This is a genomic window from Parapedobacter indicus (genome assembly GCF_900113765.1).
GTDB classification, from domain to species: Bacteria; Bacteroidota; Bacteroidia; order Sphingobacteriales; family Sphingobacteriaceae; genus Parapedobacter; species Parapedobacter indicus.
Window position 1 is genome coordinate 1 of record NZ_FOQO01000013.1, and the last position, 20,274, is coordinate 20,274.

Sequence of the window (20,274 nt, forward strand, 5' to 3'; positions counted from 1 at the left end):
AGCAAGCTGGTGGATCCCGTTCGACTTGCATGTATTAGGCCTGCCGCTAGCGTTCATCCTGAGCCAGGATCAAACTCTCCATTGTAAAATGAAGTTATCGATCTGACCCGATATTCTCGGAATCAATCTTTGTTATTATGTCTATTTACTGATTGACTTAGGTCTGTTTTTTTTAACTTTTGTCTGTAAAACAGACTACTCGTTACGCTACATGAATATCAATATCTTTAAGAACTATCTCGCCTCCGCTCGCGCTTCGGCTTTTTATATCACGCCGGTTCTGAACCGGCAGATTTTCTCTCTTTCAAACACCAGCCGCATCGCGCTGCTGGGCCGGAACTCTCTTCTTTCGAACCCCTGTTCCGTTTGGGACTGCAAAGGTAGAAATCTTATCTTAAAAACAAAAAATATTTTTTTATTTTTTTTCTTCTCACTTACCATGTTTCCACGGCTAACTTTCCCAACAATTCCTACCAATTCTTCTATCAAACAACACTCGCTTTTCGACCTCACTCTCTTCCCTTTGTCGATCGCGGGGTGCAAAGGTAAAAACACTTTTCTTGATTGCAAACAAAAAATTAAATTATTTGATAATTATACTGATTATCAGTCTCATTAATTTTTCGCAATCTGTATTCCTTTCAATGAACAAGCCCCGTCAAAAAAGAGCAGGGTTACAAAAATACAGATAAATCAGGTACGAGTCCAAATAAAACCAATATTTTCTTGAAATCACACTGTCAGGCCTTAGGTAGGTTTATCGTACTACCGGACACTGGGCTACCTTCGCCATCTATCAGAAACGACATCGGGTTTTCGGGATCCTTGATGATTTCGAACAACGTATACCCCCAAGGCTTCCAAAAGTTCTCCAGCACCTGTCCATACGTTTTTACTTGCCAAGGGTCAAAAATAGGCTTCATGCTCATATCAGCTAAGGGCATCGGTTCGACGTAAACCTGTTCATCTGTTGGCAGAACCGTATATTCAGGCAAGCGGTTAAATAAGTAAGCCGAGTAGAAGAAACGCGCACATAATTCTTCAAACTGAATCGGGTGAAGACACCTTCCCTCCACTTTCTCCACAAACTCCCGGTGGTAAATACCGTTTGTTCCGTTATCCTGCAGGCATACAATAATACCCACGTCGTTCATTCTGAGCGAATACACCAATGTATTGATCTCATCCCGGTAATTGAATGTCTGTCCGTCGTTGTCAACCTCAAAAATCAACACCGTAAATGGCATCCCGCCATCAAATTGCATTGGTAAAATCAATGACTGCAACATTAAATGCAGGTTTTTGAATTTATGCGCCAGCACCTGCGAAAAATTCATTGCTTCTCCGCTCAGCATCTGCTGCCGGATGCCTGCCTGTATTTCATTGAATACGACTCCGTATACCATCCTGGCCACCCATTGAAAAAGCAGCAGGCGGTCTATCTGTCTCACTGCTTTATATCCGTTGTTGAATGCTGTCTCCACCCGAAGATCCATTTCGGCGATCCGTTCGGCTATAGCCGTTGCACAGGGCAGTTGCAGTTGTTTGTAGGTACGGATACTTTCATCGAGCAGTTTGAAAGGCTTATCTTCCAGCTCAAATTTCCGCATGAGCCAATGAGGAAAAACCTGTATTTGTTCATCTCCCGATTGCAAAGGCTGCCCACTCAGGAAACAGGTGTTATTATCGAAACGAAAATTCTTGAAGGGATTATATAAATGCATGGGTATGTATCAAGCTATGTTCATCAACCGTCAGTCTAGCGAGGGAAACGATATTCCTTTTATCTTACGGTACAATTCAACTGCATACAGGTCGGTCATCCCAGAAACAAAATCCAACACTGAGCGGATTTTTGCATAGGCATCATTCTGCCGAGTGTGAAATTGGCGCGGCATCAATGCCAGCAATTTAGTATCGTAAGGGGTCCTGTCCTGCTTAAGATAGGCCGGAATAAATTCTTCAAGCAACCCGTTCATTACCTTATACCCAGCCACCTCAATCTGTACAACCGACTGCGCATTGTAAATTTTCTTCACCGACACCTCCTCGATAGTATCCATAGCCTCCACCAGATCCGTATCCACCGCTTCGATCAGTGGTCTGCCAAATACCCCATCCAGAAATGCATCCTGATTTTTTGTAAACACTGTTGCGCATTCCCCGATTAACGTATTGATTGCCTTGGCTCTCAACAAGCTGACCCGACTATCAAAATCGGCAAGTTTTTGCAGGCGCTCTTTCAAGTGTTCATCCCGGCAAACGGGCAGCAGCAAACTCTCCACTTGCTCATAGTGCAGAATACCCAAGCGATGGGCATCTTCCAAGTCAATAATGTTATAGCAGATATCATCTGCGGCCTCCACCAAATAAACCAGCGGATGCCGTTTGTAGCCAGTCGGGACTTCCGTGTCCTTCACCAACCCCAGTTCAGCCGCAATTTTATCAAAAACAGCTCGCTCCGATTGGAAAAAACCATACTTCTTTCGATGGTGCACTTTTTTGATATGGCCGTCCGTAGCTGCGCACGGATACTTTACAATCGCCGCCAACGTACTGTAGGTAAGCGCAAAACCATGCTCGTCCTTGCCGGCAAACGGATGGGTCAATATCCGCAATGCATTTGCATTGCCCTCGAAATGCGTCAAGTCGGCCCATTCCGCTCCGGTTACCTGCTCTTCAAATATACTCCCCATGCCCACCGTAAAGTAATTGGAAATAGCAGCTTCGCCGGAGTGGCCGAAAGCCGGGTTCCCCAAATCATGCGACAGGCAAGCCGCTGAGATAATGTTGCCCACCTCCTGCAGGTAGGGAAGCTCGCGGTCGATATCTGGATTTGCTTTCCGCATCTCGTTATAGAAAATGCGCCCCAGCGACCGGCCAACACTGGCTACTTCCAAGCTATGGGTCAGCCTATTGTGCACGAATACACTGCCCGGCAGCGGAAAAACCTGTGTTTTATTCTGCAGTCTGCGAAAAGGCGATGAAAAAATCAACCGGTCGTAGTCGCGCTGAAACTCAGAACGCGCATCCTGCTGATCATCCTGCCTTCGGGATTCATATCCCCAACGTTTGGCGGACAGCAATTGCTGCCAGTTCATAATACCCATGTCGACGCAAAGGTAAGAAACTGACAGAGAACTTAGGGTCGATGAATTCCCAATCTTTATGAGCAGGCCGGTGTTCTTTCCGGTTCAGCAACATGCACCGTGCGGGGGCATACGGTTCGGTTTAGGCGCGGGTGATTGACCGACGCCGGGTTGTACTTCGCCGCTACAAGGCCTACCCACCCGGTTGTTCCGATAAAGCGAGTGATTCTATTCATAATTTAGCGCTCTACCGTTCGATATGCTCACGAAGATCCTCTAAAATTTCCTGATAAACGGCATCATCATCCACAATTCCGTTTTCTTCATAATAATAATTACGATTTCCAACGTCACCGCCGAAACGATAGTCCTCGCTGTAAATTTGAAGAACGATCTTGGTTCCTGAATGATTCGGTCTCAACACCAAATTCAATGTTTGCCTTTCTCCTTTCTTGGCAGATATCACTCGTCGGTCTTTCAAAAACACCCTCGCTTGGATAAAACCTGCATCCTTGTCGACAGAACGAACAAAACGGCCTGTTTCCAGTAAACGGTCTACGGTTCGGTCGAATGCATCGTCTTTTTCTGCGCTCACGATAATCGCTTTCGATGGCGCTTCATCGCTTCCCTTTTGCGCAAATGCCGTCGCCATATACAAAGATCCTATTACCCCGATTAATATCGTCAATTGTCCTACACGCATCTCATAGCTGGTTTTGGGCATAAAGATAACAAATCACCTGGTGAATTTATCCCGGAATACATGAAACAATATATCGGAATGTTCAGAGCGGATTCTCCGAGCAAACATTTTCTTTCGGTCCTTGTTGACATAAAAAGGAGGAAAACCCGCTATGACGAGCAACGGCCAACAACACCCACCGGTTGATCCGGAGAAAAGAGAAAAAGGAATTGCTGAAAATGAACGTGCAAATCATGTAGCCTTTGATAAACAGCAGCAGTACGACGATTCAGACGATGACGCCAATGTTCGTGAGACGGATGATTCCGATGAGGTAGATCGAGAAGGTGGAGATCTTGCAGGTACTGCTTCAGGAGGCTTGGATGACGACGAAGTATAGTTAATATCGCAATATAGTTAATATCTTACTTTCACCATTTTATGGATATTGAAGTCGCGTCCAAACGCTTGCAGCACCACACGGTCGTCCGGCTGAAAAACAAACCCTGCCTTTTCGTAGCACCGGATAGCTCCCGTATTTTCGTCCCATACGTTCAGTTCCACGGTATTGCAGTCGTATAGCCGTCCGCACTCCTCCACCAACGCACTAATAAAGCGCGTACCCACGCCTTGGCCGCGCATAGCCGGATTTCCCACTAATATCCTTCCCAATCTGGGTTGGCCGCTATCTTGGGGAATGATTTCGCCGAACGCCACGGGTTGCTCTTCCATCCATGCTGTGTACATAAGCCGATCGGGATGTTCAGCGCGGTAATTCATGAGCTGCTCAAAATTAAGCGGATAGAAAAAGTGCCCGCCTGAAAATTGAAACAGCAATTCGGGCGAAGTAACCCAGCCTTGCAGCCAGCTGAAATCGGCTTCTTCGAATCGGTTCAGTATCAACTCACCCACGGAAAAACATCTTTTTGCCAACCGTCAAAATTGCCACTGCAATCAGTCCAGCTACGAAACCGATCGCCATTTCCTTAAGGAATGAAGGCCATGAACCTAAAATATGATGTAGGTAATCAATATTATGTACAAATATGCCGCCCGAAACCAAAATTAGCGCGATGGTACCGATTACTCCTAGACATTTGATCACGATCGGCAACGAGTTTACCAACAGGTGCCCCACCTTGGCCAACCATCCCGTGTCTTGTGTACGTTTTATCAATTTAAAACCCGCATCGTCCATACGGACAATGAGCGCGACGATACCATATACTCCCACCGTAGCCAGCAAGGCAACTACCGAAACGGTGAGAATCTGTATTGACAAGCTTTCTTCCAATACCGTTCCCAGACCGATGATCACGATCTCAATCGACAAAATGAAATCGGTGGTCACCGCCGCTTTAATCTTGGTCTTTTCAGCATCGCTCCGGTTTTCATTACTTTCCGCAACCACTTCGTGCCCTTTTTTCGAACGGTGGAAGAGGAATTCAATAATCTTTTCGACCCCCTCATAAGCTAGGTAAAACCCTCCTAGAACGAGAATGACTTTTATCGCCACCGGAAAAAACACATTGAGCGCCAAGGCCACGGGAATAATGATTACTTTGTTGAGGAACGACCCTTTTGTGATGGCCCACAGCACCGGCAATTCCCGCGATGCGAGGAAACCCGTCGCTTTTTCGGCATTGACCGCCAGATCGTCGCCCAATATTCCCGCAGTTTTGCGGGTCGCCACTTTCGCTGTGGTGGCCACATCGTCCATCAACGCACTTATATCGTCCAGAATTGCAAAAAAACCCGATGCCATATTTTCCAGTAATGGTATGGCCGTAAAAATATAAATTCGGGCGCTATTTTCTTCGGTTTTTTGTTGCTTCCTTACCAGCGCTTACGGTTTCGCCGCATATCATAGCGCCAAAATCGACTCCTCCGTGGGACTTATCTCACCGATCATGTACTGATCAATACCGCAGATTTTCATTTCATCCAGTATGTCCACGAGACTCGAATATGCTGCACGCGTACTGGGTCGTATCACTACGATGAGTCCTTTACCATCTTCGGTCACCGTCGGCACCTCATCTTTCTTTTGCAACAGCACCTCCCGTATGCCTCCTTTATCTATGCTAGATGTATACGGACCGGCAAGCGGTTTATCCAGCATGCCCCAATACCAATCCACCCGTCCATCCTCGCCTAGCAGCAACGTAACCGTCCGGTCGTCTGCCAACGGCGCAAAGTCTGTGGAATCGGTCAGGTCGGGCATCGCCACATCAAGTGCCTGCTGCTTATTGATGTTGGTGGTTAGCATAAAGAAGGTGATCAGGAGGAAAGCCAGGTCTACCATAGCGGTGAGGTCAACCCTAGGTTGTAACCTCCGTCCGGTGTTCAATTCAGCCATGATGTAAAAGGTTTATCTATCTGAATGATGTCTGTCGCCGGTATTTTCCATAAACCAATTTTCGTAGTTTTGCTCTCAGCAAATGGTCAATATATGACGGTACGAAGAATTGTCGTAAACACGGCAACAGAAAACATTGAAGCAGCGCAGCATTTTTATCACGAAATTCTCGGGCTGGAGATCTTAATGGACCTGACCTGGATTCGCACATATGGTACAGACAGCTCAATGCAGGTACAAATCAGTTTCGCTAGCGAAGGCGGTTCCGGAACCCCGGTACCTGATATTTCCATTGAGGTTGACGATGTCGACGAGATGCATAGCAAAATGAAAAATGCGGGATTTGCCGTGATCTATGGCCCAGCAGACGAACCTTGGGGGGTCCGTAGATTCTATGTAAAGGACCCTTTCGGGAAAACCATAAACATTCTTTCACACACCTAACAATACGTACCCTGAAAACATGGACGAGCCATACCACACCCTCAAGGTTTCGCTGCTGGCCGCTTGCCGCCGCTATGTAGACGAACGCACCACCAATGCCCAGCAAGCCCTAGCTTCTGCCAGTGATGCCGCCGCCGATGATACAAAAAGCAGTGCGGGCGACAAATTTGAAACCACACGTGAAATGATGCAACAGGAAATTGCCAGGCATCAGCAGTTGCTGACGGATGCGGAACGGATGGGACAATTGCTGGCTTCGTTAGACGCACGTCCACATTCCGGACCGGCAAAACTAGGTAGTCTTGTTGAGACTAACCATGGCACCTTTTTCCTCGCAATCAGCATAGGCCGCCTGGAAGTGAAAGGCAACACATACTGGGTGGTGTCCACGGCCTCCCCCATAGGCAGCCGATTAGTTGGCGTGCAAGCGGGCAGCCGCTTCTCCTTCAACCATACGGAGTATACCATTAAGCAAGTCACATAAGTGAGATTTATCTTCAAACGATGTATATTTCAATAGCCGCATTAGTACTGACCGTTGCCTTTGTCATCTGGAGTACAGGACCTAAAAAACTGAACCCTTTTTTCGCACTGTCCTTGGCCGCGCTAGGTGTCGGATTGCTTACCGGGATGCCTCTGTCCGAACTAGCTGAACAGCTGAAAGCAGGCTTTGGCAATACCCTAGGCAAAGTGGGTGTACTCATCATTCTGGGAACAACGCTGGGCGGAATACTGGAAAAGACCGGAGCCACCATCCGCATGGCCGAATACCTCATCCACAAGGTTTCCAAAAAAAACGCACCGCTGGGTATCGCCCTAACGGGATACATCATTGGCTTTCCGGTCTTCTGTGACAGCGGCTTTATTGTCTTGAACGGGCTGAATCACTCCATCGTCCGGACAACATCCTGGACCATGGCCGTCATGGCCACAACACTGGCCACTTCCCTATACGCCGTACATTGTTTGGTGCCTCCTCATCCCGGCATTACCGCCGCCATTGAAACCATAGGCGCCGATTTCGGAACCATCATGCTGATGGGCGCCCTACTTTCGATACCTGCTGCAGCCGTAGGCCTTTTTTATGCCCGATGGAAGGGAAAACGCGTGGCGGACGACTATGTGCCTCCGATTGATACGGCGCAAGAACAATCACAACTACCCCCTACGTGGCTGTCTTTTCTTCCGATACTGCTACCCATCTCCCTGATCGCCTGCGGTTCCTTCGCCCAACTTTTTTCTGTTGAGTTGCAGCATTTTCCTAAGTTGGCCCAATGGCTTCTATTCGTGGGCGACCCGAACATTGCCCTGAGTGCGGGCATTCTGGTTGCCCTCTTTTTGGTCAAACGAGCCGATCGTAAGAAGCTTCCGGGTTGGCTTACCCAAGGCGTAGAAAAAGCGGGAGTCATCGTGGCCATCATCGGTGCAGGCGGCATGTATGGGCAGTTGCTCCAGCATTCGGGTATCGGACACGATATCGGCACGCTGCTGGGTGGCACATCGCTGGGCATATTTCTACCCTTTCTGATTACTGCATTTCTGAAATCTGCCCAAGGATCCTCCACCGTAGCTGTCATCACCGGTGCTTCACTTGTTGCCCCCATGCTGGGCAATCTGGGGTTGGAGCACCCGTTGGGCCTTTCGCTGACCATCCTTAGCTTAGGGGCCGGTAGCATGTGTGTGAGTCATATGAACGATTCTTACTTCTGGGTCGTTAGCCGATTTTCGGGCATTAGCGCTACCGCTACGCTAAAAGTCTTCACTACGGCCACTTTGCTCATGGGGTTGATTACCCAACTGCTTATCTGGGCAATCTGGATCATGGCCTCTTGATACGGTCAATAACGATAGCAATCTCTCTCCATTTAACAGGTTGTCCGGACGTATTTCTACCTACCCGACATTTTTTGTGTTCAGAAGTCGAGCATTGCAAAAAAAGCAATGGTAATTTTGTTCCATCAAAGAGAAGCAAATGGTGAACGAATTAAACCGAGTGGTTGCGTATATCGAAGATCACATAACCGACGAGTTATCACTCGAGTCCATTGCCGAATATGCAGGGATTCGCGACTTTCACTTCCGAAAGATATTCTTTTACCTTTCCGGAGTTACGCTTAGTGAATACATCAAAAACAGAAAACTGTCGGAAGCCAACAAAGATTTACTGGCCGGAGAACGGGTAACCGATGTTGCCTTCAAATACGGTTATCAATCGATGGACGGTTTTACCCGGGCATTCAAAAAGTGGAGCGGCGTTTTGCCGTCGGAAGTTATCAAAAAAAAGACTAGCAAAACATTTCCCAAACTCTCATTTATCATTACAGTAACAGGAGGAACCACCATGGAATTTAGAATTGAAGACAAACCGGCATTTCACTTTGTCGGCGTAAGCAAACGCGTGCCTATGCAATTTGAAGGTGTCAATAACGAAATTGTAAAACTTGCACGAAGCATTACAGAGGTGCAAAAGAGAGAAATGCATTCGCTCCAAAATATTGCACCCTATGAGATCGTCAATGTTTCGTACGATGCCGATGCCAAGTTTTTGAAAGAAGAAGGTGACTTAACTCACTTGATCGGTGTATTAACCACCGAAAACCAAGTAAGCGAGCAACTCGATAAGGTAACCGTTGCGGCCGGCTCTTGGGCCGTATTTCCAAACGAGGGACCATTTCCGGCTATCCTGCAGCAGACAATGGCTAGCATCTATGCGCAATGGCTTCCCTCCTCCGATTATAACGTGATTGATGCACCTTCTTTTTCCTTTACAAAAATGGATAGGCAGAAAGCGGACCATGCGTATAGCGAAGTGTGGATTCCTGTAAGAAAGAAGTGATGCATGCTTCCGCTATCGCTCCACTTGCAGCTGTTCAACAATCGGCAGGTCAGCAGGCGCCCAGTCGTATCGATTTAGTTCATTGACCGCTATCCATCGGGCGTCGGCATGTTCTTCGAGCAGCAATTCACCGCCTATCATCTTCGCGATAAAAGGGACCAAACGGATCCGAAAGGCTGGATAATCGTGTTCCACCGGTTGGAGCCGTTTTGTTACTTCTATATCCAAATGCAGCTCTTCCTTGATCTCACGCACGATGGTCCGTGTTTCATCTTCGCCCGGCTCCACCTTCCCTCCCGGAAACTCCCATTTTAGGGGCAGGTTCATCGTATTGCTACGTTGGCAGATTAATATTTTCTCGTTGTGGATGATAATTGCGCAAGTGACACGGAGCATGGAATGCGTTTATTTTGCTAAAGGTAATACTCGTTCTTAAATTTCCAAAAGCCGATCGATGAAAAAAGTTGCGTCTTGGAGGCAGCCGAGTAGATCGCATATAAAAATAAACTTAGCATAGCGATCGATACCAAAAAATAATTAAAAAGATCAATAATTTATCTAAGTTTGATAGGATGATTAACAAATACCTCTTCGCTCTTCTATTCATTGTGCTTCCCTATCTGGTGCCCGCCCAACAGCAGCGCTTGGGAAACATGGATGACTTTATCGCCAAACAGGTTGTTGATTATCAAATGCCCGGGCTGGCCATTGGCATCATCCACAATCACAAGGTGCTTTTTAAGAAAGGTTACGGAACCACAAGCCTACCCAATGGGAACCCCGTCGATACCCAGACGGTCTTTCCGATTTCTTCCTGCACCAAAGCGTTCACCGCCATGGCACTCGCCATCCTTGTTGAAGAAAACAAACTCAACTGGGACGACAAGGTCATCCAATACCTACCCGATTTTAAATTGAGCGATCCCTGGATTACCAAGGAACTAACGATCGTCGATTTATTAAGCCACCGGTCAGGCCTGGCTACCTTTGATGGCGACCTGTTGTGGTATGGCACTTCCTACACCCGGAAAGAGATCGCCGAAAAGATCAGGCATGCACCGATCAGAAATGATTTCCGAACCGAAATGGGCTATCAAAATGTGATGTACCTCGTGGCCGGGCTGGTGGTCGAAGCCATCAGTGGTAAAACCTGGGAATCGTTTGTCAATGAAAAAATCTTTGTACCGCTGAGCATGCGCTACCTCTACGCAAGCGGCCGAGATACCTTAATCGTTATATTCAACGACCCTTTTGTTCCTCCGGGAGCAGTTATTTTTGAACGTGGCACCGATAAGAAAGTAAAAAGTTTTAAGCTGAATATCGATTCCCAAGACTTCCTCTTTGGCGATTTGGATTTCAGGAGCGTATTTTCGCCTTTATAAAAAAGCCCATGGATTATCACTTTGACCAACCTGTTGATCGCAAGCATACAGATTGCATAAAATGGGACGCTACCGGACCGGATGTGCTTCCCATGTGGATTGCCGACATGGATTTCAAAGCTGCTCCTGTCATCCAGCAAGCACTGGAGGACCGCGTGGCGCATGGAATCTTCGGATACACCCAAACGCCTCAGCGGTTCTACGATGCCATCCTCGGCTGGTGGAAAAAGCGGCATGGGTTTGCCGTGCATCCGGATTGGCTGATTCCGGTCACCGGAGTTATCCCGGCCCTGTCCGCCCTGATCCGTGCGCTGACCGCCCCTGGTGACAAAATCCTGCTACAGCCGCCCGTATACAACCACTTCTTTGCCAGCATTGCCCACTGCGACCGGCAGGCCGTCCAAAATAATCTACGGCTGTATAACGGTGTATACCATCTTGATTATGATGATTTGGAGAACAAAGCCGCTGATCCCGCGGTGAAGCTTCTGCTGCTTAGCAACCCACATAACCCCGTAGGCCGTGTCTGGACAGCAGAAGAGTTGCTGCGCATCGGTGAAATATGCCTACGGCACCATGTCGTGGTCGTTTCCGACGAGATCCACTCGGACCTGGTTTACGACCCGCACCGGCATACCCCCTTCGCATCCCTAGGCCATGACTATGCGTTGCAATCCATCACGGTCAGCTCTCCTTCCAAAACCTTCAACATCGCCGGACTGCAGGCAGCCTATTTATTTTCTGAAAATGACGTATTCAGAAAGCACGTGCGTCACATCCTGGAGATGCAGGAGATGGCCCTCTTAAATCCCTTCGCTATCGAAGCGCTTATTGCCGCCTACGAACATGGCGAAGATTGGCTGGAATCGCTGAAAACCTACCTCGCTGCCAACTTTACGTATTTAACGGATTTCTGTCGGACCCACCTGCCACAGGTCGATGTAATCCCACTGCAAGCCACCTACCTCGTCTGGTTGGACGGCCGTTCGGTTATTCCATCCGCCGCGGATTTTACCGACAGGCTGCTGCACGAACAACAGTTATGGCTAAGCCCCGGCACACTCTATGGCGACGCCGGCGAAGGGTTCTTACGCGTCAATATTGCCTGTCCGCGGATACTACTGGAAGAAGGATTGACGCGGCTGGTTAAGGCGTTTTGACTACAACACTACTCAGCGATATGCTGCGGTCCCTCACCGGACAGAACACCCAGCAGCGAAGACAGGATAACCTTATTCTTCTACATTGTCCCGTTGCCGCATGACTATCGATACTACACCGATCAGGGTAACGAGGACCACGCCGACCGTAATCGCATATAGCCGGTGATCATCGCTGAACTCCGGAAGCCGACCGGCTTTTTTCAATCCCTCCAACACCGCAAAGCACAGCATCGTTGCAATCATCAGTATGGCCAGGTATAATTTGGGCTTATTAATTTCATTCATCTTATCTGTAAAGATAAATGCTTAACCACATATTCGCAAGTTTTAGGTTCTCAATAAAATTTTGGATATTTACAACAGGTTATTGTAGCCAATAAGCTTAACTAAGAAAAGACCTCCTATTAACAAAGACTTAATTTGACACGCGCGGCCAATTGGAGTACCTTTGGGCCATTCAACGTACGGATGATGTGTAATCGGCTTTCAACTATCATTGCTAATTTTCAAGCAGGAGACCCCGCCGCCTTGGAAATTTACTTTAATATGTATAAAAGACCCCTTCACTATTTTGCCAAATCATTTCTCAAACATCACGCACCGGAAGCAGAAGAGATCGTGCTGGATAGTTTTGTGAAATTGTGGCAGCAACGGGCAAATTTCAACGATGAAGAAAAAATCAAAGCCTTTTTATATATCGTCACCAAAAACGCCTGCCTTTCCTTTCTAAATTCCGCCTATGCGCGACAGCATTTTGAAACCGAGCTTCCAGACGATTTGCTCGCCGAAGATCCCGAAGGCCATGCGAAACAGATAAAAGCAGAATTGTTTGAAATGATTGCACAGGAAGTCCGGAAACTACCTGAAACCCAACAAAAAGTGATTCAGCTGAGTCACTATGAAAACAAAAGCCATTCCGAAATATCAGAAGCCCTGCAGATGTCCAAAAATACGGTTTATGTCAATTATTCCCGGGCTATCTCTACATTAAAGAAAGCATTCAAAAGCCAAAAAGATTGGCTATTTACTTTTTTCATGTAAGGTTTTCTACCCTATTTAGTTTCTATAGATAACTAGATAGGATGAACCAAACAGCGCACATAGTAACCCTTCTCAATAAATATCGCCAAAACGATATTTCCGCTCACGAACTGCAGGAACTGCAACAATGGGCGGCCCTTCATCCCACATACCGTAAACTGCTGGAAGATTTTTCTCCCGATCGCCCCATCCCCTCCAGGCCAGAGTGGGCAGATTACATGGCGTCCGGCCGTTCAATGTCGTTCCCCGATCTCCTGGATCGGATAGCTTCTCAAAAAAGCAAGACCCTTAAGCGGCGCATTGCCTGGCTCTCTGCCGCTGCCTCAATCGTAGTTATCGGGTTCTGCAGCCTTTACTTTTCTAACAAGTATACTGCTTCCTACAATGAGCCGGTTGCCGAAGTCGTACCCGGCTCAAAGAAGGCAATTCTGCTAGCCGATAATGGACGTAAGCAAGAAATTGCGGACGACCGTGGTTTGCTTGTGACCGATCAAGGTATGTTTTATTCCGATGGACAGGCCGTGGCCGAAAACATCCTTTTGGAAACGCAGCACCTTAACCTCGTTGTACCCAAAGGCGGTGAGTATCAAATTACACTATCCGATGGTACCCGGGTCTGGCTGAATTCCAATTCAACATTGAAATTTCCTCCTGAATTCGCAACAAACCAGCGCACGGTCGAAATTAGCGGCGAGGCCTTTTTTGAAGTGGCACGTGACGCCAAAAGGCCTTTCATCGTACAGAGTAATTATCAGGAAATAACCGTATTAGGCACTGCATTTAACGTTAAAGCCTATTCCGATGATGAGCTGAATACCACGACACTCGTTGAAGGTTCGGTACAGGTGCGCGACAGAACAGGTAACGACCGTTTTAAGTTACAGCCCGGTCAAGCCGCCATTGCCGGCAAAGAAAATCAGCTGAAAATCGAATCGGGTGATGTGCAACAGGCAACTTCTTGGAAACAAGGCGAATTCAATTTTAACCGTACACCGTTTGAAGAAGTAGCCAAACAAATAGCGCGGTGGTACGATCTGGAGGTTGAATACAGAAACAAAATTCCCCAAGAATACTTCACCGGTCAATTGAGCCGTTCGGTAGATTTCGAAATCGTAGCCGAATTTCTAAAAGTATCGGGCGTAAATCTGGAATTGGTGTCCAATAAATTAATAATCCATTAAAATCTAAATGAAAACGATGAGCAACATACATTAGGAACGACATAGGTAAAATTATGGAGAAGTGTTCGTACCACTCCCCCATAAAAATGTCCAGATCAGATCTGTTAAACTAGGAACTAATTAACAAATTGATTTATCAGAACACTGCAAACTTAGGGAAACTAAAAAGGATATACAATTTTTTAGCGCTAAGTACCGGGAGTAGGGTTCTATTTCCAAATTCATTATGCAAAACCAGTTGACTTCTTTAAAAGCAAAGAAGAACTACCTGTCATTGAAGCAAATAACCCTGAGGATGAAGATACTCTCCTTTTTATTATTTGTGTGCGCGCTTCACATAAGTGCAAAGAGTCTGTCGCAAACCGTAACGATCCATACCACTGACAAAGAGATTGCCGCTATTCTTCAGGTCGTCAAAAATCAGACGGGCTATAATTTTTTGTATAACAGCAAACTACTGGAAGAATTATCGCCGGTAACTATTTCGGTCCGCAACATGCCACTATCCGACTTTCTCGACCTGCTGTTGGCAGATAAAAACCTGACCTATACGCTTTCAGGAAAAAACATATTGATTTCCCAAGATCGGACAAAGCGGAGTAGCCGGATCGAAAAGGCAGAAAGCTTTCCGTCCGAAAAGCCTCAGCAGTCCGTTACAGGTCAGGTAAAAGATTCGTTGGGGAATGCATTGGCAGGCGTCAGTATTTCGGTAAAAAATTCCGCGCTCGAGACCATCACAGATGAGCACGGACGGTTTAACATACAGGTATCACCGGAAGATGTGCTGCTATTCAAGTATGTGGGTTATGCGACGAAGCAAGTCCCCGTCGGAAACCAACGAACCCTCAACATCCTGCTCCAGCAGACGGTGAGCGATATCGACGAAGTGATTGTCACTGCGTTGGGCATCAAACGAGAAGAAAAAGCGTTGGGCTATGCCCAGCAGACACTCAATTCCGAGCAGCTATCATCCGCTGTATCCAGCAATTGGTCGGAAGGACTTAAAGGTAAAGTAGCGGGGTTGAACATTATTTCGGGAGGTACCGGCCCCATCAACTCCCAGAGTATTCAGCTGCGCGGCGCCACATCCCTTGATCCCGGAAGCAATTATGCGCTCATTGTCATCGATGGTGTGCCCATGGATCAAGAAACCACCGCATACGGTAATAATGTCGGCGCCGCCTACGGCACCGAAGCTCCCGTAGATTATGGCAATGCCGTATCCGAATTGCGCCAGGAAGACATCCAAAGCGTGACGGTATTAAAAGGCCCTTCCGCAGCCGCACTCTATGGTTCCCGGGCTGCAAACGGAGCCCTGATCATTACAACCAAATCGGGACAGAAAAACCAAAAGCTAGGTGTTACACTCTATTCGACCACCCTGCTGGATAATATTATAAACTGGCCCAACTATCAATATGAATACGGTGCCGGCGGCACAAGTCGCAAAGATGCCAACGGCAACCCGTACTATTCCTTCGGCGACTCGGAAGACGGGCCAAGCACCAATACCCCAGAGGCCTACGGCCCTAAGTTCGAAGGCCAATATTATTATCAGTACGATCCGGTTACGCAGGCACAGGGAGCCGAACGAACTTTATGGCGACCTTACAAAAACAACATGAAAGATTTCTTCCGGTTGGGGTCCACCTTTGAAAATGCCGTGTCATTCCAGGGCGGCGACGATAACGGGTCAATGCGATTGAATATCGCCCATACCGATAACAACTACATTGCACCCAATACCGGATTCAAGAAGAATACCATTTCCTTCAATGGCAACTACCAGGTAACGCAACGTGTCAAACTAACCACATCGCTCAATTACAATAGCCGGACGAGTGAAAATCTACCGGCATTTGGAATCAGCAACGGTTCGTTGGGTTATTTCATGATGTTCCTTATGCCCAGCGTAGACATCAATTGGTACAAGCCCATTTGGCAGCACGGAAAGGAAAACCTGGAGCAGCTGAATCCCTTTTCAGCATGGTCCAGCAATCCCTATTTCCTGATGCATGTAGATAAAAATCCGTTGACGAGCAACCAACTTGTGGGCAACGTAAAAACAGATATCAAGATCTCAGAAAATTGGGATGTCATGGGACGGTTATCCTTGAATTCGTTGACTCAGTTGCGGGAGACCGAGCGTGGCTATTCCTCCAAGAAACATCCCCGCGGCTACTATGGCCGCCAGGATGTGGCCAGCCAGGAAATCAACATGGATTTCCTGACCAGCTATAAAAACACCATCGGAGACGACGTCCATTACAACGTGATGGCCGGCGGGAGCCGGATGTCATATGATCATCGCAACGTCATGTCGTCGGTGGATGCCCTCATCGTTCCTTCCGTCTACAGTTTAGCCAATGGCGTCAACAATCCGCTGGTAACTACGAACGACGTGAGGCGGCAGATCAATAGTCTGTACGGCATGGCATCCTTCTCCTGGCGCGATCGGATTTTTCTGGACCTGACCGGTCGTAACGACTGGTCGAGCACCTTGCCGGCCAACAGCAATTCCTACTTCTACCCATCGGCCACCTCAAGCTTCATCCTGTCTGATTTGTTTCAGCTCCCACAGCAGATAAGCTATCTCAAGTACCGTGCCTCCTACGCACGGGTAGGAAGCGATGCTGATCCCTATCAGACGAGTAAGTATTACAGCCAAAGCGGCTTTCCGAGTTCGGCGGAGGTACCCGGCACCATGCACAACACCAACCTGAAACCCGAAATCACATCAAGTTGGGAAACCGGGATCGACCTGAAGCTGTTTAGTAGCCGCTTAGGTATCGATGCGACCTACTATTCATCCAGCACGGAAAACCAAATCCTGGCCCTGCCCGCAGATATTGTGGCCGGTTACAGCAGGCGGGTTATCAACGCAGGTGAAGTCCGCAACAAGGGGGTCGAACTAATAGTAACCGGTACGCCCGTTAAAAGCCAAGACTGGGAATGGACAGTGATCGGCAACTGGGCAACCAACGACAACGAAATCATGGCACTGACCGACAACCTTGAGCAGCAAACACTGACCACGGTTTGGCAAGGCCATCTCATTGCCACGGTGGGCGGAAGCACGTCAGACCTCTGGGGCACGAAATTCGTTCGCGATCCAGACGGCAATATTGTTTTTGCAAACGGTGTACCCACACGCGGAAGTGTCCCCGAGTACATCGGCAACACGGCTCCGGAATGGAAAGCGGGGTTAACCAGTACGTTGAAGTATAAAAATGTACGCCTAAGCTTTACGCTGGATGGGCAGTATGGCGGCCTCATCTTTTCGGGCACTTACAACCGAGCGTCCTGGGCAGGCACGCTGCCCAATACCATCCCCGGGCGGGATGAAGGATTCATCATTGGCAATGGAGTGGTAAAAAATGCAGATGGATCTTACGCCCCCAATACCGTCCAGGCGGATCCGCAGGCTTATTACGGGCAGGTTCACCAAACCACGGAAGCAGGTGTGTTTGCGTCCGACTTCATCAAGGTCCGCGAAGTATCGCTCAGCTATCAGATTCCCAAGCGGCACCTTCAACGGTTTCGTATCGATGGCCTCTCCCTCAGCCTGTTCGGCAGAAATTTAGCGGTGTTCGATAAGTTCCCGATGTTTGACCCCGAAGCAGGCACCATGAATGGCACGGTGTTTATTCCCGGCTTGGAAATCACGCCCATGCCCTACACCGCCATCTATGGCTGCAATTTGAAAATAGATTTTTAACACGATGCACGGTAAGCACCATGCAGCAATCACTATAAATTCTCCACGAATGAAACGGATTACGCTACTGACCTTAACACTCACTGTATTGTTATCGGCAGCATGTAAAAAGAATTTTGAAGCGATCAACAAGAATCCCAATTTGATCGATCAGATCAGCCCGGGCACCCTATTGAATGAAATCATCTACAATATGGCGTCAACCAATCTGCGGAATAATTATAACATCACCTGTCAGCTGATGCAGGTACAATTAAATTATCCCCAATATTATGGAGGGGTGCACCGCTATGAAATCCTCGAAAACACGGGGCTTTCGCAATGGGATGCATCCTATAAATGGGCAAAAAACGTCAGTGAAATGCTCCAAACCGCCGAAAAGGATAATGCCTCCAATTACATCAGCGTTGCGCTGACCCTGCGGGCATGGATCTATGCCAACCTAACGGATGTATTCGGCGATGTACCTTTCTCTCAGGCTTCCCGGGCCGAAGAAGGTATTCTGCAACCCGTGTACGATAGCCAGCAGGATATCTACACCCAGTTGCTGGCAGATCTGGAGCGGGCCAATTCCCTGTATGACCACGCCGCCGGCATGGTGTACGGGACCGATATTCTGTTCGGAAACGATACCCATCTGTGGCAGAAGTTCACAAACTCCCTACGCCTGCGGCTTCTGTTGCGGATATCGGACGTAGATCCTTCAGCCTATGCGAAGATGGTTACCATCATCGAAGATCCTACGGCGTCGCCCGTCATCGCGAATGTCGAAGAGTCGGTTATCTTACAGGTAACAGGCGTTACGCCCAATATCTCGCCCTGGTCGCGCGCACTTGACTTCAGTACCCAGCATTCCGTGGCGGCCTTTTTTATCGATATACTCAACGAACTCGACGACCCCCGGCGGCCTTTCTTTGTCACCCAGGCCCGGGCAGAAGGCGCCGACATCGGTTACAAGGGCATCCCCAGCGGTTACGACGACGCTGCCTTTTCCTATTCACCGTCTTACATGAATAACCAGCAAGTCGTTGTACCCATGCAGATCCCCATCCTTACGTATGCCGAAGTTTCGTTTATAAAAGCAGAACTGGCGCAGCGGGGCTACTTAACCGGTGCCGAAGATTTCTATAAAGCAGGCATCCGTGCTGCCATTAACATCGTCACCGAAGAAAATATCGACGATGCCTATTTTCTCAGCCCGTTGGCGATTTATGATGGCAGCTTGGAACGCATCATGCTGCACAAATACCTCGCTCTGTATTTTACGGATTTCCAGCAGTGGTCGGAATACCGCAGAACAGGATACCCTGTTTTGCCAAAGACCAACTCCATGCTCAACGATGGTGTCATGCCTTCGCGGTTGCTGTATCCAGGTATACAACAAATTTACAACCCCGAAAATTACCAACGTGCAATCGACCGGATGGGGGGAGATGACATTAATTTCAAACTGTGGTGGGATGTTAATTAAATTAGCGTACCAAAACAAACAAGATCATGCAAACGACTTTATTATATCTATGTACGCTGTGTCTCGCTTTCTTTAACTGCGGCGATCCGACGAGCGAGGCCCAACAATCTTCCACGGATAAAACACAGTTCCGTGCGGCAACCTTCAACATCCGCTACGACGCCGATGCCGACGAGCAATCCGGCAACGGCTGGGATTTACGCAAGGGGGCCGTGTCGGATGTAATACGCAACCATCAGTTCGATGTGTTCGGCACCCAAGAAGGGGACGCTAATCAACTGGCAGATCTGAAGGGCCTGCTGCCAGGCTTTGATTACGTTGGCCACCCTTATGGCGGTAAGGGCGACCTGCATAATTGCGCCACTTTTTATCGTACTGCTTTATTTGAGGTGCTCGATAGCGGCGTATTTTGGTTCAGCGAAACTCCCGACGAACCCAGCATCGGCTGGGACGCTACGGACCGGCGCATCTGCAATTGGACAAAGTTCAAGGTGAAAGAAACGGGTAAAGAGTTTTTCTTCTTCAATGTCCATTTCTACTGGCGATTGGAAGTAGCCAAAAGAGAGTCGGGCCCGCTGCTCGTTCGGAAAGTCAAAGAAATCGCCGGGGAAGCCCCGGCCATTTGCGTGGGCGATTTCAATTCCACCGTCGAAACCTCCCAGGTTAAAGCCATAAAAACGCTACTCGATGATGCGTATGACCGCAGCAAGACACCCCGTCAGGGAGTCGAAAACACCAACTTAGGAGGCGGTGTTTTTCAGGGTGAGCCCAAAAATCGCATCGATTATATCTTTCTGACACCGCATTTCGAGGTCGAAGATTACAAGGTTATATCCGATATCTATAACGGCGATCATTATCCATCGGATCACCTACCCGTTACTTCGCTCTTGACGTTTTAGGGTTGT

General features: G+C 48.1%; 22 protein-coding genes and 1 rRNA gene. 13 read left to right on the forward strand and 10 right to left on the reverse strand.

The genetic code is table 11. From position 1 onward, the window contains the following. Positions 1-85: ribosomal RNA gene (locus BMZ56_RS21970) — 16S ribosomal RNA — on the reverse strand; the annotation flags it as partial. A gap of 126 nt (positions 86-211) precedes the next feature. Between BMZ56_RS21970 and BMZ56_RS25485 the strand changes: the two genes are divergently transcribed. Further along, positions 212-619, forward strand: a complete 408-nt coding sequence (locus BMZ56_RS25485; RefSeq protein WP_143072994.1) for a hypothetical protein — start codon at positions 212-214, stop codon at positions 617-619. A 121-nt stretch (positions 620-740) separates the two neighbouring features. Here BMZ56_RS25485 and BMZ56_RS21980 read toward each other — a convergent pair whose 3' ends face one another. From BMZ56_RS21980 to BMZ56_RS21990, 4 genes are all read right to left on the reverse strand, one after another. Next, on the reverse strand, positions 741-1,724 hold the full coding sequence (locus BMZ56_RS21980; protein ID WP_317048206.1) for a hypothetical protein: 984 nt from the start codon (positions 1,722-1,724) through the stop codon (positions 741-743). Between the two features lie 30 nt (positions 1,725-1,754). Beyond that, positions 1,755-3,101, reverse strand: a complete 1,347-nt coding sequence (locus BMZ56_RS21985) for a deoxyguanosinetriphosphate triphosphohydrolase (protein WP_090631381.1) — start codon at positions 3,099-3,101, stop codon at positions 1,755-1,757. A gap of 65 nt (positions 3,102-3,166) precedes the next feature. Then, positions 3,167-3,325 (reverse strand): hypothetical protein, encoded by a 159-nt coding sequence (locus tag BMZ56_RS25700; RefSeq protein WP_177195259.1) that lies wholly within the window; start codon positions 3,323-3,325, stop codon positions 3,167-3,169. A gap of 11 nt (positions 3,326-3,336) precedes the next feature. Then, positions 3,337-3,792 (reverse strand): hypothetical protein, encoded by a 456-nt coding sequence (locus tag BMZ56_RS21990; protein ID WP_143072995.1) that lies wholly within the window; start codon positions 3,790-3,792, stop codon positions 3,337-3,339. Between the two features lie 151 nt (positions 3,793-3,943). Between BMZ56_RS21990 and BMZ56_RS21995 the strand changes: the two genes are divergently transcribed. Then, complete coding sequence (locus tag BMZ56_RS21995) at positions 3,944-4,171, forward strand: hypothetical protein (RefSeq protein WP_090631006.1); 228 nt, start codon at positions 3,944-3,946, stop codon at positions 4,169-4,171. 17 nt (positions 4,172-4,188) lie between these two features. Here BMZ56_RS21995 and BMZ56_RS22000 read toward each other — a convergent pair whose 3' ends face one another. From BMZ56_RS22000 to BMZ56_RS22010, 3 genes are all read right to left on the reverse strand, one after another. Next, positions 4,189-4,683: a GNAT family N-acetyltransferase gene (locus tag BMZ56_RS22000; RefSeq protein WP_177195260.1), complete on the reverse strand. Its 495-nt coding sequence runs from the start codon at positions 4,681-4,683 to the stop codon at positions 4,189-4,191. Further along, positions 4,676-5,536, reverse strand: coding sequence for a DUF808 domain-containing protein (locus BMZ56_RS22005; RefSeq protein ID WP_090631012.1), 861 nt, complete (start codon positions 5,534-5,536; stop codon positions 4,676-4,678). Before BMZ56_RS22005 ends, BMZ56_RS22000 begins: the two co-directional genes overlap by 8 nt. 99 nt (positions 5,537-5,635) lie before the next feature. Further along, positions 5,636-6,130, reverse strand: a complete 495-nt coding sequence (locus BMZ56_RS22010) for an ExbD/TolR family protein (protein WP_090631015.1) — start codon at positions 6,128-6,130, stop codon at positions 5,636-5,638. A 93-nt stretch (positions 6,131-6,223) separates the two neighbouring features. Here BMZ56_RS22010 and BMZ56_RS22015 point away from each other — a divergent pair, with 93 nt between their 5' ends. From BMZ56_RS22015 to BMZ56_RS22030, 4 genes are all read left to right on the forward strand, one after another. Continuing rightward, a complete protein-coding gene (locus BMZ56_RS22015) occupies positions 6,224-6,574 on the forward strand; it encodes a VOC family protein (RefSeq protein WP_090631018.1) in 351 nt (116 codons plus the stop codon). A 19-nt stretch (positions 6,575-6,593) separates the two neighbouring features. Further along, positions 6,594-7,058, forward strand: a complete 465-nt coding sequence (locus BMZ56_RS22020; protein ID WP_090631021.1) for a hypothetical protein — start codon at positions 6,594-6,596, stop codon at positions 7,056-7,058. A gap of 20 nt (positions 7,059-7,078) precedes the next feature. Next, positions 7,079-8,407, forward strand: coding sequence for a GntP family permease (locus BMZ56_RS22025; RefSeq protein ID WP_090631024.1), 1,329 nt, complete (start codon positions 7,079-7,081; stop codon positions 8,405-8,407). Positions 8,408-8,546: 139 nt separating this feature from the next. Continuing rightward, positions 8,547-9,410 (forward strand): AraC family transcriptional regulator, encoded by an 864-nt coding sequence (locus BMZ56_RS22030; protein ID WP_090631027.1) that lies wholly within the window; start codon positions 8,547-8,549, stop codon positions 9,408-9,410. Between the two features lie 12 nt (positions 9,411-9,422). Here BMZ56_RS22030 and BMZ56_RS22035 read toward each other — a convergent pair whose 3' ends face one another. After that, positions 9,423-9,806, reverse strand: coding sequence for a (deoxy)nucleoside triphosphate pyrophosphohydrolase (locus BMZ56_RS22035; RefSeq protein ID WP_090631030.1), 384 nt, complete (start codon positions 9,804-9,806; stop codon positions 9,423-9,425). A gap of 176 nt (positions 9,807-9,982) precedes the next feature. Between BMZ56_RS22035 and BMZ56_RS22040 the strand changes: the two genes are divergently transcribed. Together BMZ56_RS22040 and BMZ56_RS22045 are read left to right on the forward strand one after the other, a co-directional pair. Further along, positions 9,983-10,792, forward strand: a complete 810-nt coding sequence (locus tag BMZ56_RS22040) for a serine hydrolase domain-containing protein (RefSeq protein WP_090631033.1) — start codon at positions 9,983-9,985, stop codon at positions 10,790-10,792. A gap of 8 nt (positions 10,793-10,800) precedes the next feature. Then, entirely contained in the window at positions 10,801-11,952 is a 1,152-nt protein-coding gene (locus tag BMZ56_RS22045; RefSeq protein ID WP_090631036.1) for a MalY/PatB family protein, read from the forward strand. A 72-nt stretch (positions 11,953-12,024) separates the two neighbouring features. Here BMZ56_RS22045 and BMZ56_RS22050 read toward each other — a convergent pair whose 3' ends face one another. Then, positions 12,025-12,240 carry a hypothetical protein gene (locus BMZ56_RS22050; protein ID WP_090631038.1) on the reverse strand — a complete coding sequence of 72 codons (216 nt, stop codon included), beginning with the start codon at positions 12,238-12,240 and terminating at the stop codon, positions 12,025-12,027. Positions 12,241-12,426: 186 nt separating this feature from the next. Here BMZ56_RS22050 and BMZ56_RS22055 point away from each other — a divergent pair, with 186 nt between their 5' ends. The 5 genes from BMZ56_RS22055 to BMZ56_RS22075 all read left to right on the forward strand — a co-directional run bounded on the left by BMZ56_RS22055 (position 12,427) and on the right by BMZ56_RS22075 (position 20,268). After that, a complete protein-coding gene (locus BMZ56_RS22055) occupies positions 12,427-12,996 on the forward strand; it encodes an RNA polymerase sigma factor (RefSeq protein WP_245893360.1) in 570 nt (189 codons plus the stop codon). A 41-nt stretch (positions 12,997-13,037) separates the two neighbouring features. After that, on the forward strand, positions 13,038-14,177 hold the full coding sequence (locus BMZ56_RS22060; RefSeq protein WP_090631043.1) for a FecR family protein: 1,140 nt from the start codon (positions 13,038-13,040) through the stop codon (positions 14,175-14,177). Positions 14,178-14,472: 295 nt separating this feature from the next. After that, positions 14,473-17,895, forward strand: a complete 3,423-nt coding sequence (locus tag BMZ56_RS22065; RefSeq protein WP_218146640.1) for a SusC/RagA family TonB-linked outer membrane protein — start codon at positions 14,473-14,475, stop codon at positions 17,893-17,895. A gap of 49 nt (positions 17,896-17,944) precedes the next feature. Then, positions 17,945-19,366, forward strand: a complete 1,422-nt coding sequence (locus tag BMZ56_RS22070) for a SusD/RagB family nutrient-binding outer membrane lipoprotein (protein ID WP_090631383.1) — start codon at positions 17,945-17,947, stop codon at positions 19,364-19,366. Between the two features lie 26 nt (positions 19,367-19,392). Next, entirely contained in the window at positions 19,393-20,268 is an 876-nt protein-coding gene (locus tag BMZ56_RS22075) for an endonuclease/exonuclease/phosphatase family protein (RefSeq protein ID WP_090631049.1), read from the forward strand. Positions 20,269-20,274 lie beyond the last annotated feature (6 nt).